Genomic DNA, 11,975 nt, shown 5'->3' on the forward strand with positions numbered 1-11,975 from the left:
AATGCTGTGACAAAACTGGGAAAAATAGAGTTTGTACTTCCCAAGTAAACGCTTTTACAGTACAATAGGTTATGGATTGTTTACTATACATATTAAGTTTATCAAGATCACAACACATGTAGTGTACAGACGAAGGAGGAATTCGCATGAAACGTAATCCACTCATTCCTTTTGCCATTATTGGAGTTATTGGAATTGTTCTTATGCTTACAATGGGCGGATATGGTATCAACAAAATTCATACGGCTAGTGAAAATAAAGAAAAGGCTGCTATGGATCCGGAAGCAATTTTTAAACAAAACTGTTCTTCTTGTCATGGACAAAACCTTGAAGGTGCATCGGGACCAGCACTTGATAAGATTGGTGGCAAGTATAAGCCGGAAGAAATTGCTGATATTATCAAAAACGGTAAACCAGGTGGAATGCCAGCTGGTGTCGTAAAAGGTGAAGAAGCTAAAATACTAGTTGATTGGTTAGCAGAAAAAAAATAAAATAAGAAGAGCTTCTTGTTATTTATAACAAGAAGCTCTTTTCTTTGTATGATCAGATCGTAAATTCGTACTTTTTCTAAATGCTTTATGTCTTTCTAGCTTTCTTTTACAAAAAATGATTGAAGTTGCGAATACTAAAACGAACAAACTAATTGAAACGGTGATGAAAATGAATTCAGAAAAATTATCAAATCGACTCGAGCGAGTTGCTTCATACGTACCTGAAAACACAATATTAGCAGATATCGGATCTGACCACGCTTATCTTCCTTGTTATCTGGGTCTAAAAAAAGGAATTAAAAAAGGAATCGCAGGTGAGATTACACAAGGTCCTTATTTATCCGCTAAGGAGCAGGTGGATCTAGACAACCTAACCGATGTGATCGAAGTTAGAAAAGGTGATGGACTTACAGTACTTAAACCAGACGAAGCAGAAGTAATCACGATTTGCGGCATGGGTGGTTCTTTGATCACATCTATCCTTGAAAAAGGAAAAGATAAGCTTGGACGAGCGCATCGTCTAATTCTCCAACCTAACGTTGGGTCAAAAACAGTAAGAAAGTGGCTATTAAAAGAGAACTGGGTATTGATCGCTGAAGAAATTTTAAAAGAAGATGGCAAGATCTACGAGATTCTTGTCGCCGAACGCTCGGGCGATCAACCTTATACTGATCATGAAGAAGCGGAATTATTGTTCGGCCCATTTTTATTAAAAAATCAAAACGAAGCGTTTAAAGACAAGTGGGCAGGGGAAGTCAAGCAATGGAATGCGATATTGACTCAAATGGAAAATAGTTCAGGAGTAACAGCAGAAGAAAAAAGAGAAGAACTAAGAAGAAACATTAAATTCGCAGAGGAGTGGATTATTTGAGTAAATGTGCGAGCGCGCAATATATCATTTCTCTTTTAGAAAGTTTCGCACCTAAAAAGATGGCTGTAGAAGGAGATCCTATCGGCTTGCAAGTAGGTTCATTGAACAAACCTATAAAAAAGGTGATGATCGCACTCGATGTACTAGAAAGTGTAGTGGATGAAGCGATTGAAGGAAAAGTTGATCTGATAATTGCACATCACCCTTTGCTTTACCGTCCGTTGAAAAAAATTGATATCGGCACATCAAAGGGCAAAGTTATTGAAAAGTTAATAAAAAACGATATAACGGTTTATGCTGCACACACGAACTTAGATGTTACTTCGCTAGGGGTTAATGAATGGCTGGCTGATCAATTGCAATTAACGAGCACCGAAGTGTTATCAACAACATATGAAGATAAACTCGTAAAGTTATCTGTGTTTGTACCTCGCACACATGAAGAACAAGTCAGGTTTGCCATCGGTAATGCTGGAGCTGGTCATATCGGAAATTACAGTCATTGTTCGTTCTCTAGTGATGGGATCGGTACCTTTACCCCATTAGAAGGAACCACGCCATATATAGGGAAACAAGGGCAATTGGAGAAAGTAGAAGAAGTGAAGATCGAATCCATCATGCCAGAATCTATTCAAAAAGTTGTTGTTTCGGCAATGAAAAAAGCACACCCATATGAAGAAGTGGCGTTTGATCTCTATCCGCTTTTAAATAAGGGGAAAGAGCTCGGGATTGGAAAGATCGGTAAGCTTTCTAAAGAAATGACCCTTCACGAATTTGTAGATCATGTAAAAAAAGCTTTTGGATTATCAAATCTTCGAGTTATCCAAGGTAAAAATTCTATTATTAAAAAAGTTGCCGTCGTGGGCGGTGATGGCAATAAATATATTTATCCAGCTCTTCATAAAGGAGCCGATGTATTAGTAACAGGAGACATCTATTATCATAATGCACATGATGCTCAAGAAGAGGGGCTTACAATAATAGATGCCGGACATCATATCGAACAGATCATGAAGATTAAGCTCAAGGATATTCTTGAAGAGAAACTAAAGAATAACAATTATGAGACTGTTGTTGTAGAATCAAATATTGTTACAGATCCTTTTACGTTTATGTAGACTGGATTTTAAATCAACAGAGTCAAAAAAAGAACAGCTGGAGCACCCAGCTGTTTTTTTTATGACTTTTTCTCTTTTACTTTAGGAAGAATACGATTAAGGGTCACTTTACGCTCTTTTTTCCATGTCTCTTCATTTTGGTCATCATAGTTTTTAAGGAAATCGATAACTTCTTTCGTTATTGGTGTTGGTGTAGAAGCACCAGATGTGATACCTACCTTCTTTACACCTTCTAACCAACTGAGTTCGATTTCAGATACATCAGAGATTCTGTATGCTGTTGTTCCTGCAATCTCCTCTGAAACTTGAGCTAAACGGTTTGAGTTATTGCTTCTAGGATCTCCAACTACAAGCACCAGGTCACAATCACCTGCCTGATTTGCAACAGCTTCTTGTCTGACTTGAGTGGCCAAACAGATTTCTTTATGAACTTCAGCAGAAGGATATCTCATAAGCAGTCTCTTAATGAGTTCTGCCACATCCCATTGACTCATCGTCGTTTGATTGGTAATGAGAATCTTTTCACTCTTCACGTTTAGTGAATCTAAATCATCGGTATTTTCAACAAGGTGCACAATGTGAGGTGCGATTCCAATCGCTCCTTCTGGTTCAGGGTGACCTTTTTTACCAATATAGATGATCTCATATCCTTCTTTTTCTTTTTCACGAATAAGGTCATGCGTCTTTGTAACATCAGGACATGTAGCATCGATCTCATATAAACCTTTTTCATGAGCAATACGTCTCACTTCTGGTGAAACACCATGAGCGGTATAAATGACCGTACCTGATTCAATATTTTTAATGATATCCAGTCTGTTCGCACCATCTAGGGTAATGATTCCTTCATCTTCAAAAGCATCTGTCACATGTTTATTGTGAACAATCATGCCAAGTATATAGATGGGTCTAGGCAATGTCGGATCATTAGCGGCTTGGCGTGCCATGACCATCGCGTCCACTACGCCATAACAATATCCTCGTGGAGATATTTTAACGATTTCCATATTGGATCTCTCCTTTATTTCATATAAAAGACAGCACAGAGATCTATGCTGTCTTGGGAGATTTACTTCTGTATGTGTTTATTATAAAGGAGAGACCATAAGAACTCAAACACTATACTCATACATATAGTTTCGGCCCCGATAAGTGGTAGCCCTTAGGTACGTTTGTCTTAGGTGCTGACGGTACAGCTTTTGTTCTGTTTGGCGTTTTTTTGATCAATGGTATTGCCTCAGGCTGTGTGGATGTTGTTGTAGATTTAGGTCCAGCCACAACCACCTTTTCTTCCGTTTCTTTTTTCTTTTTTTCTTTCTTTTCATTTTTCTTTACAACGGTTTTTTTAGCATCATCTGTTTCACTCGTTTCAGTGGCTTGATCTGTGTTTTCCGGTTTTTCGGAGGTATCTGCCTCAGTATCATTCTCTGCCTTTGAGCTTGATCCGCTTTGAAAATCTTTAAGAGCTGTCATGATGGAAGGCAGATTTCTCATTGCAGGTCCATATTGTTTGATCATAGGTCCCATCGTCTCAGCGACTTTTAAGACCTTTTGCACGTTGTTCAACATCGTAAACACACTTGTTCCACCTGTTATACTTCCACCGCTGCCAATCGTCCCCAAGAATCTGTCAACAGAACCCATCTGACGAGGCATACCATTCATCCCATTCATGTTTTGAAGATATGGATTTACTTGAAAGGGCTGCATAGGATGCTGAGGTTGATTTGGATATCTATAAAAAGGCTGCATAATTCCCCCTCCTTTCCAAAATAATACGCTCATATATAGAATATGAAATAAGAAAAACATGTGTGATATTTATCCCTGTTTTCTTATTAATCTTCAGGATGGTTGGCTTAAATGCAAAACTTACTCTATAATACTAAAAGTGAAGAATTTATATTTGAAAAGAAAAGGTGAGCGTATGAAATCTCCGTTTGAACGGTTAAAAATAAACGAATCGCTCCAGACCGCTTTAAGTGGTATTGGATTTGAAAGACCAACTGATATTCAGGAGCGTGTAATTCCTGGAATTATTAACGGACAAGACATGATCGGACAATCGCAGACAGGTTCAGGAAAGACATTTGCGTTCCTGCTGCCATTGATGCATAGAATAGACATTACAAAAGACGAGGTACAAGCAGTAATTACAGCTCCTACTCGTGAATTAGCACAACAGATCTATAACGAGTTTCTAAAGATTTCTGAGCATATGCCTGAGGATAAGCAAATCCGCGCAAAAGCAATCGTTGGTGGAACGGATCGAAAACGTATGGCTGAAAAACTGAAAACAGTTCCTCAATTAGTGATCGGAACTCCAGGTCGTATTAAAGACTTGGTAAACGCTCAAGAGCTAGTTGTCTTTACAGCGAACATGCTCGTAGTTGATGAGGCCGATCAGATGCTAGATATGGGCTTTATTGAAGATGTAGACCTGATCGCTTCTCGTATGGCCAATGAATTACAAATGATGGTCTTCTCTGCCACAGTTCCAGAAAAACTGCAGCCATTCTTGAAAAAATATATGCAGAACCCTAAACATGTTCACGTTGAACCACAGCATATTACAGCAAAAGATATCAAGCACGTTCTTATTCAAGCAAAACACAATGACAAACTTCCTACGCTGATCAAAACAGCAAAAAATTATAATCCATATTTTGCGATCATATTTGCTAACACAAAAAAAGCAGTTGATGAGATCGCAGATGCTATGAGTGCTGAAGGAATGAGTGTTGAACGTCTTCATGGTGATATTCCGCCTCGTACAAGAAAAAATATTATGAAACGTGTTCAGAAAGCTGAGTTTCAGTTCTTAGTAGCAACTGACCTTGCAGCTCGAGGAATTGACATCAAAGGTGTCAGCCACATCATCAACTACGAGTTCCCGAAAGATCTTGATTTCTACATTCATAGAGCAGGAAGAACGGGTCGTGCAGGAATGTCAGGAATCTGTGCATCTCTTTACGAGCAAACAGATCAGCATTCTGTTCAAAAGTTAAAAGAGAAAAAAATCATTTTCCACATCGAACAATATAAGAACGGTGAATGGGTACCTGTGAAGCCGAGCAAGAAAAGTACGGGTGCAAAAGAGCAGGATGGCGTTTATGTACCAAAACCGCGAAAAGTAAAGCCTGGTTATAAGAAAAAGATGGACGAACAGAAAAAGAAACTAATGAAGAAGAAAAGAAGAAACATCAGATAGTAGGTTAGGGAAGAGGGGAAAATATGATTAAACTAGGATCTCACGTTTCAATGAGCGGTAAAAAAATGCTTCTCGCTGCGAGTGAAGAAGCTGTTTCATATGGTGCCAACACGTTTATGATCTATACAGGTGCACCCCAAAACACGAGACGTAAAAAAATTGAAGACCTTAACATTGAAGCTGGCACGAAACACATGATCGAGAACGGTATCGTTGACATTGTTGTTCACGCACCGTATATCATCAACATCGGGAATGCTGTGAAGCCGGAAACATTCGAGCTGGGGGTCGATTTCTTAAGAAGAGAGATCGAACGAACGGATGCACTTGGTGCAAAACAGATCGTGCTTCATCCAGGAGCACATGTTGGAGAAGGTTCAGAGATTGGAATCAAGAAGATCATCGAAGGTCTTAATGAAGTATTAACGAAAGAGCAGAATGTTCAAATCGCACTAGAGACAATGGCAGGTAAAGGATCTGAATGTGGCAAAACATTTGAAGAACTTGCACAGATCATTGATGGTGTAACGCTAAACGAGAAACTTTCTGTTTGCTTTGATACATGTCATACACATGATGCGGGTTATGATATCGTTAATGATTTTGATGGAGTAATGAATCAGTTCGATAAGCTGATCGGAATCGATCGTATTAAAGTTTTCCACATCAATGACAGCAAAAATGTAACTGGAGCTGCTAAAGACAGACATGAAAACATTGGCTTTGGACACATCGGGTTTGATGCCTTAAATTACATCGTTCATCACGAACAATTTAAGGATATCCCTAAAATTCTTGAAACACCTTATGTGGGTACAGATAAAAACAACAAAAGACCTCCATATAAATTAGAGATCGAGATGATCAAAGCAAAAACATTCGATCCAGAACTTCAGAACAAGTTATTGAACGCATAAGTTATTTCATAACTCATTAACATAAGAAAAGATTAAAAAGCCGCACAGCTGTGCGGCTTTTTGTGTTACCTATCAATGTACGTTTGAATTAAGTATTGGATATAGTTCGCTTTTTCAGGGCTAACTTCTTTTGCGATGGTAGCAATGATCATCTTACGCTGTGATAGATTTTTGATATCAATCGTCTGCCTTCGCAATATGTTTACGATCTGTACGGCTTCTTTTTGTGAAATGGGAAGCTGATATTGCGCGGCAAGTGAGATCAGCTCGTTCGGACTGATCGAATTAAGTTTCTGATTTACAAAATGAACAATGATTGGATTCATTTAGAAATCCCTCCCGACTTTCTCATTGTATGAGGAAGGAGTAAAGAAAGTGCTAAAAAAGACTTCGGAATCTAGTCCAAAGTCTTTTTGTTTATATTTTTATACAATTGTATGAAGAATAAAATTCATAAAGAATAAAAAGGCGATCACATACATAGGTGCTGTAACCTGTTTCTTCTGTCCTGACATCCATTTAACAAGAGGATATGCGATAAATCCAAATGCAAGACCATCCACGATGCTGTAAGTCAATGGAATCAGCGCAATGATAAGAAATGATGGAAACATCTCTGTAAAATCAGCAAAAGGAATATGCTGAATCTGCTGAACCATCAGACCGCCTATGATTATCAAGATAGGAGCGATAGCCCCATCAGGTATATAAGCTATGAAAGGTGCTGCAAACATGGAGAAGAAGAACAATACAGCAACTGTAATACTTGTTATCCCCGTTCTGCCGCCTTCTTGTATTCCAGATGCACTCTCAACCGTAGAAATTGTTGGACTAGTTCCAAATAGACCGGAAACGATAGATGAAGCTGCATTCGCTTGAAAAGCTTTTGGAAACTTTTCTTGATCAGGTAATAGTCCGTATAACAATCCCATGTTCTCGAATGTGATGATCATGGTCAGTGAGAAAGTAGCAATCCAAAAGGAAAGCTCAGTTATCCCTGAAAAATCAAACGCAAAAAACAATTCACCAAACGGTTTAAAAGAGAATCCATCAGACATGCCTTTCACTTCTTGTGTATGACCCATAAAGAATCCAACAAGAGTGGTCAAAGCAATCCCAATCAGAAAGCTTCCTTTTACGTTTTTTAGAAACAGAGCCAGTGTTACGGAAAGGCCGATTACCGTCAGGATTGCGTCGGGACGATCTAAATGTCCTAACTTTACAAAAGTTGCAGAGCTCGCTTCGATGATTCCGCCTTTTTGTAACCCAATAAATGTTAAGAACAAGCCGATTCCTACTGTTATGCTATGTTTCAATGATTGTGGAATACTTTTTGAAAGTATGTCCTTTAAAGGTGTTGAAGCTGCGATTAAAAAGAATATCCCAGACATCACCACAGCAGCAAGAGCTTCTTGCCAGCTTAAATTCATACCTTGCACGATAGTATACGTGAAAAACGCGTTTACACCCATGCCCGGCGTTAATACGATCGGAGCCTTTGCATACAGCCCCATGATCAGACAACCAACTACAGAAGTAAGGATCGTAGCTAGAACTACGCCCTCATAAGGCATGCCAGCATCTGCTAATATTAGTGGATTAACGACAATAATATAAGCGATGGTGAAAAATGAGGTGATCCCTGCAAGTACTTCTTTCTTTAGTGAAACTTGATTTTGTTCCATTTGTTCCTTCCTTAAATCTTAAAAACATCCCTCTCCCACCCAGCAGTTTCCTGCCAGAGTTGATTATAAAGCAAATGTAGAAATATGGCTAGAGAAAATCGTTTACAATCTTGTGTCCACACTATATAATTTGACTTAAGTAAAAAAGTTGCCTAAAGGAAACATTTACTTCTTTCGAAAATATTCACTTTCCTTCTATTCATTTCATACAATTGTGAAGGGATATTTTTTTATATTAAAGTTGCGCCTGGGCAAAAAAAGTTACTGAATGAAAAAGGAGGTCTTTTTCAATGAATGAAGCACTAAAGATAGATCACTTGTACGTGTCTTATTTAGGAAACCAAGTTGTTAAAGATATATCATTCTCAGTGAATCAAGGTAGTCTAGTGGGGATCATTGGGCCAAATGGTGCCGGTAAATCGACTATGATGAAAGCTGCTTTACATTTAATACCAAGAGACAAAGGTGATGTTGAGGTATTTGGAGAGCCGCTTAAAAAGTGGAGAAAAAGAATCGCATACGTTCCGCAGCGCTCAGATATCGACTGGGATTTTCCGATCACAGTATTTGACGTGGTACTCCTTGGAACGTATCCAAAATTGGGATTATTTAAGCGCCCTACAAAAAGTGATAGAGAATGGGCCTATGAATGTTTGAGAACGGTCGGTATGGAAACGTTCAGTGATCGACAGATCGGTGAACTTTCAGGAGGACAGCAGCAAAGGGTATTCCTTGCAAGAGCGTTGGCACAAAAAGCAGAGTTGTTTTTTCTCGATGAACCTTTCGTGGGGATTGATGTTGCAAGTGAAGAAACGATCATTCATATTTTGAGAGATCTAAAAAAAGAAGGAAAAACCATCCTGGTCGTACATCATGATCTTAGTAAAGCTGAATCCTACTTTGATCATTTGCTGCTATTGAATAAGAACATGATTCATTACGGTGCATCTGAAGAAGTTCTTCAGCCAGAGGTGATCACAAAAGCTTACGCCAACCAGTTCTCATTTCTTCAGTCTAAAGGAGTGAATGTGACATCATGAGTATTTTTGAATTCTTTCAAGCGTTGTTTCAATATGAATTTTTACAAAAAGCGTTATTTACCTCAGTAGTTGTAGGTATTATTTGTGGAATTGTAGGATGTTTCATCATCTTAAGAGGCATGGCGTTAATGGGGGATGCGATCTCTCATGCTGTGTTGCCTGGTGTTGCGATCAGCTATATGTTAGGGATTAACTTTTTCTTTGGAGCTGTTATAACGGGGGTTCTTACTGCGATCGGAATCGGATATGTAAGTCAGAACAGCAGGATCAAACATGATATGGCTATAGGAATCATGTTTACGAGTATGTTTGCTGTAGGGATTGTCATTATAACCATGATGAAAAGCTCTGCCGATCTGTATCATATTCTTTTTGGTAACGTTCTTGCAGTACGAATGAGTGACATGTGGATCACACTTGGAATCGGTGTCCTGGTAATTGGGTTAGTTGTTCTATTTTATAAAGAGCTTCTCGTTTCAACTTTCGATCCGACTATGGCACAAAGCTATGGATTGCCTAACAAATGGATTCATTATTGTTTAATGGCCGTTTTAACGATGGTCACGGTTGCATCGCTGCAAACAGTAGGAATCGTTTTAGTAGTTGCGATGCTGATCACACCGGCAGCAACGGCTTATCTTTTAACCAACCGATTGTCTGTCATGATCTATCTGTCTGCATTAATAGGGGTTATCTCTTCTGTGTTTGGCTTATATTTCAGCTTTACGTATAACTTAGCATCAGGTGCAACAATCGTATTAGTTTCAGCTTTTCTGTTTGCACTCGCGTTCTTCTTTTCACCATCACAAGGAATTGTTTGGAAAGCGCACAAATCTAGAAAAAATAGACTAGAACTGTTAGAGAAATAGGGAGGATGATTGTATGTTTAAAAGAATGACAAAGCTCATCTTAGCAGGGTCATTATTAGCAGCTGCAGCTGGATGCAGTGCTGGTGGAAAAGAATCAGAAAAGGTAGAAGTCGTAGCTACTTATTCTATCATCTATGACCTAGTTAAGAATGTCGGAGGAGACAAGGTAGAAGTTCATAGCTTAGCACCTATTGGTTCGAATCCACATGAGTATGATCCGCTTCCAGAAGATGTTTTAAAAACAACGGATGCAGATGCTGTTTTCTACAATGGGCTTAATCTTGAAGAAGGAAATTCATGGTTTGACAAACTAATGAAAACAGCTGATAAAGATGGTAAAGATGCACCCGTTTACCGTGTTAGTGAAGGGGTAGATGCGATTCATTTGGAATCTAAAGGTCTTGAAAAACAATATGATCCACATGCATGGATGAATATTGAGAATGGAATCAAGTATGTTGAGAACATTCGAGATGCACTGATGAAAGAAGATCCAGAAAACAAAGAATACTATCAAAGTAACGCTGAAAAATATATTGGTGAACTAAAAGCTCTTCATGACAAAACCATTTCAGAATTAAACAAGATTCCTAAAGAGAAACGTGTACTTACTACGAGTGAAGGGGCATTCAAATATTTTGGAGAAGCCTACAATATAGAAACGGCTTATGTTTGGGAGATTAATTCTGAAAATCAAGGTTCACCACAGCAGATTAAGAGCCTGGTCGATTTTCTCAAAGAAAGAAACGTTCCAGCTCTGTTCGTTGAAACAAGTGTTGACGCTAGAAGTATGGAAACTGTATCAAAAGAAACAGGAATTCCTATTAAAGGAAAAGTGTTTACGGATTCTCTAGGTAAGCCTGGTAAAGATGGTGACACTTACAAAAAAATGATGGAATGGAACACAGAAACCATTATTGAGGGATTAAAATAAAATCAACCAAAAGAAGCTGAAACATTTTCAGCTTCTTTTTGTTTTTATTAAACAATGCTTTATAATACGTAGAGTGAAGTTTGCAATAAAGGTGGAAAAAGGTATGAATATGAAAGCAGTTTGTTTTGACATGGATGGTGTGATTGTTGATACGATGCGTCACCATGTTGAAGCGTGGCAGCATGCGTTTAATAAAAATGGATATGATCATGAAGAACTCGTCTTTTACTTAAGAGAAGGAATGCCAGGAAAAAATACGATCAAAGATGTTTTTGAACATTTTAATGTAGATGTTAACGAAGAGATGATTGAAGATATATATGTACAAAAAAGAGATTACTTTAAGAAACATGCTCAATATGATTTTATAGAAGAAACTGTATCTACGCTTAAAGCCTTAAGTAAGGAGCAAGTTCCTATTGCTGTCGTTACAGGGAGTAGAAAAGAATTTGTTTTAGAAGTGTTAAGTAAACTGCCTGTTACTTTTGATATAATTGTTACTGGAGATGATGTAAAAGAAGGAAAACCATCGCCTGAACCTTATCTATTAGCTATGGATCGACATTCTTTTAAGCCATCAGAGTGGCTAGTTATCGAAAACGCACCACTTGGTATACAATCTGCCAAAAGGGCAGGAGCATATTGCTTAGCTGTTGAAACGACTCTTGATGAAAAGTACCTAAAAGAAGCGGATCAAATCATCAGACCAAGAGATTTACTGCAAAGTGTTAAGAATCTCATTAAAGGTATGAAATAAAAACGTGTACAGGCATGCTCACAGAGCATGTTGTTTTACTTTGTTCATAATTCGTGTATACTATGAGACAGTTTAAATCGTA

The 11,975-nt window shown here is 38.3% G+C and carries 13 protein-coding genes; 9 read left to right on the forward strand and 4 right to left on the reverse strand.

All coding sequences use genetic code 11. The features are described from left to right. The first annotated feature begins 146 nt into the window (after positions 1–146). The 3 genes from cccA to ACOZ9X_RS05120 all read left to right on the forward strand — a co-directional run bounded on the left by cccA (position 147) and on the right by ACOZ9X_RS05120 (position 2,480). Positions 147–491, forward strand: coding sequence for a cytochrome c550 (gene cccA / locus ACOZ9X_RS05110; RefSeq protein WP_144699011.1), 345 nt, complete (start codon positions 147–149; stop codon positions 489–491). A gap of 169 nt (positions 492–660) precedes the next feature. Further along, a complete protein-coding gene (locus tag ACOZ9X_RS05115) occupies positions 661–1,362 on the forward strand; it encodes a tRNA (adenine(22)-N(1))-methyltransferase (RefSeq protein ID WP_423417262.1) in 702 nt (233 codons plus the stop codon). Next, positions 1,359–2,480, forward strand: coding sequence for a Nif3-like dinuclear metal center hexameric protein (locus tag ACOZ9X_RS05120; protein WP_423417263.1), 1,122 nt, complete (start codon positions 1,359–1,361; stop codon positions 2,478–2,480). The genes ACOZ9X_RS05115 and ACOZ9X_RS05120 overlap by 4 nt, the downstream gene beginning before the upstream one ends. Positions 2,481–2,539: 59 nt before the next feature. Here ACOZ9X_RS05120 and ACOZ9X_RS05125 read toward each other — a convergent pair whose 3' ends face one another. Together ACOZ9X_RS05125 and vrrA are read right to left on the reverse strand one after the other, a co-directional pair. Next, complete coding sequence (locus tag ACOZ9X_RS05125) at positions 2,540–3,487, reverse strand: 4-hydroxy-3-methylbut-2-enyl diphosphate reductase (protein WP_423417264.1); 948 nt, start codon at positions 3,485–3,487, stop codon at positions 2,540–2,542. 118 nt (positions 3,488–3,605) lie between these two features. Continuing rightward, a complete protein-coding gene (vrrA, locus tag ACOZ9X_RS05130) occupies positions 3,606–4,232 on the reverse strand; it encodes a VrrA/YqfQ family protein (RefSeq protein WP_423417265.1) in 627 nt (208 codons plus the stop codon). Between the two features lie 175 nt (positions 4,233–4,407). Here vrrA and ACOZ9X_RS05135 point away from each other — a divergent pair, with 175 nt between their 5' ends. Both ACOZ9X_RS05135 and ACOZ9X_RS05140 read left to right on the forward strand, forming a co-directional pair. Next, entirely contained in the window at positions 4,408–5,691 is a 1,284-nt protein-coding gene (locus ACOZ9X_RS05135) for a DEAD/DEAH box helicase (RefSeq protein WP_423417266.1), read from the forward strand. A 23-nt stretch (positions 5,692–5,714) separates the two neighbouring features. Beyond that, positions 5,715–6,608: a deoxyribonuclease IV gene (locus ACOZ9X_RS05140; protein ID WP_423417267.1), complete on the forward strand. Its 894-nt coding sequence runs from the start codon at positions 5,715–5,717 to the stop codon at positions 6,606–6,608. Positions 6,609–6,673: 65 nt separating this feature from the next. Here ACOZ9X_RS05140 and ACOZ9X_RS05145 read toward each other — a convergent pair whose 3' ends face one another. Together ACOZ9X_RS05145 and ACOZ9X_RS05150 are read right to left on the reverse strand one after the other, a co-directional pair. Next, positions 6,674–6,934 carry a DUF2624 domain-containing protein gene (locus tag ACOZ9X_RS05145; protein WP_066396234.1) on the reverse strand — a complete coding sequence of 87 codons (261 nt, stop codon included), beginning with the start codon at positions 6,932–6,934 and terminating at the stop codon, positions 6,674–6,676. A gap of 99 nt (positions 6,935–7,033) precedes the next feature. Further along, positions 7,034–8,293: an NCS2 family permease gene (locus ACOZ9X_RS05150; protein WP_423417268.1), complete on the reverse strand. Its 1,260-nt coding sequence runs from the start codon at positions 8,291–8,293 to the stop codon at positions 7,034–7,036. A 290-nt stretch (positions 8,294–8,583) separates the two neighbouring features. On the opposite strand from ACOZ9X_RS05150, the gene ACOZ9X_RS05155 reads away from it, so the two are divergent. The 4 genes from ACOZ9X_RS05155 to ACOZ9X_RS05170 all read left to right on the forward strand — a co-directional run bounded on the left by ACOZ9X_RS05155 (position 8,584) and on the right by ACOZ9X_RS05170 (position 11,893). Next, entirely contained in the window at positions 8,584–9,333 is a 750-nt protein-coding gene (locus ACOZ9X_RS05155; protein ID WP_423417269.1) for a metal ABC transporter ATP-binding protein, read from the forward strand. After that, entirely contained in the window at positions 9,330–10,202 is an 873-nt protein-coding gene (locus ACOZ9X_RS05160) for a metal ABC transporter permease (RefSeq protein ID WP_144699028.1), read from the forward strand. Before ACOZ9X_RS05155 ends, ACOZ9X_RS05160 begins: the two co-directional genes overlap by 4 nt. A 13-nt stretch (positions 10,203–10,215) precedes the next feature. Beyond that, positions 10,216–11,136 carry a metal ABC transporter substrate-binding protein gene (locus ACOZ9X_RS05165; protein WP_423417270.1) on the forward strand — a complete coding sequence of 307 codons (921 nt, stop codon included), beginning with the start codon at positions 10,216–10,218 and terminating at the stop codon, positions 11,134–11,136. A gap of 103 nt (positions 11,137–11,239) precedes the next feature. Next, positions 11,240–11,893 (forward strand): HAD family hydrolase, encoded by a 654-nt coding sequence (locus ACOZ9X_RS05170; RefSeq protein WP_423417271.1) that lies wholly within the window; start codon positions 11,240–11,242, stop codon positions 11,891–11,893. The last annotated feature ends 82 nt before the right edge of the window (positions 11,894–11,975 follow it).

Source organism: Fictibacillus nanhaiensis, assembly GCF_049537595.1.
In the GTDB taxonomy this organism is placed as follows: Bacteria; Bacillota; Bacilli; order Bacillales; family Fictibacillaceae; genus Fictibacillus; species Fictibacillus nanhaiensis_F.

What these genes read in the sequence shown, in the direction of transcription:
- cccA (WP_144699011.1), top strand. Translation starts at nt 147, where the DNA reads ATGAAACGTAATCCACTCATTCCTTTTGCCATTATTGGAGTTATTGGA.
- ACOZ9X_RS05115 (WP_423417262.1), top strand. Translation starts at nt 661, where the DNA reads ATGAATTCAGAAAAATTATCAAATCGACTCGAGCGAGTTGCTTCATAC.
- ACOZ9X_RS05125 (WP_423417264.1), bottom strand. Translation starts at nt 3,487, where the DNA reads ATGGAAATCGTTAAAATATCTCCACGAGGATATTGTTATGGCGTAGTG.
- vrrA (WP_423417265.1), bottom strand. Translation starts at nt 4,232, where the DNA reads ATGCAGCCTTTTTATAGATATCCAAATCAACCTCAGCATCCTATGCAG.
- ACOZ9X_RS05135 (WP_423417266.1), top strand. Translation starts at nt 4,408, where the DNA reads ATGAAATCTCCGTTTGAACGGTTAAAAATAAACGAATCGCTCCAGACC.
- ACOZ9X_RS05140 (WP_423417267.1), top strand. Translation starts at nt 5,715, where the DNA reads ATGATTAAACTAGGATCTCACGTTTCAATGAGCGGTAAAAAAATGCTT.
- ACOZ9X_RS05145 (WP_066396234.1), bottom strand. Translation starts at nt 6,934, where the DNA reads ATGAATCCAATCATTGTTCATTTTGTAAATCAGAAACTTAATTCGATC.
- ACOZ9X_RS05150 (WP_423417268.1), bottom strand. Translation starts at nt 8,293, where the DNA reads ATGGAACAAAATCAAGTTTCACTAAAGAAAGAAGTACTTGCAGGGATC.
- ACOZ9X_RS05155 (WP_423417269.1), top strand. Translation starts at nt 8,584, where the DNA reads ATGAATGAAGCACTAAAGATAGATCACTTGTACGTGTCTTATTTAGGA.
- ACOZ9X_RS05160 (WP_144699028.1), top strand. Translation starts at nt 9,330, where the DNA reads ATGAGTATTTTTGAATTCTTTCAAGCGTTGTTTCAATATGAATTTTTA.
- ACOZ9X_RS05165 (WP_423417270.1), top strand. Translation starts at nt 10,216, where the DNA reads ATGTTTAAAAGAATGACAAAGCTCATCTTAGCAGGGTCATTATTAGCA.
- ACOZ9X_RS05170 (WP_423417271.1), top strand. Translation starts at nt 11,240, where the DNA reads ATGAATATGAAAGCAGTTTGTTTTGACATGGATGGTGTGATTGTTGAT.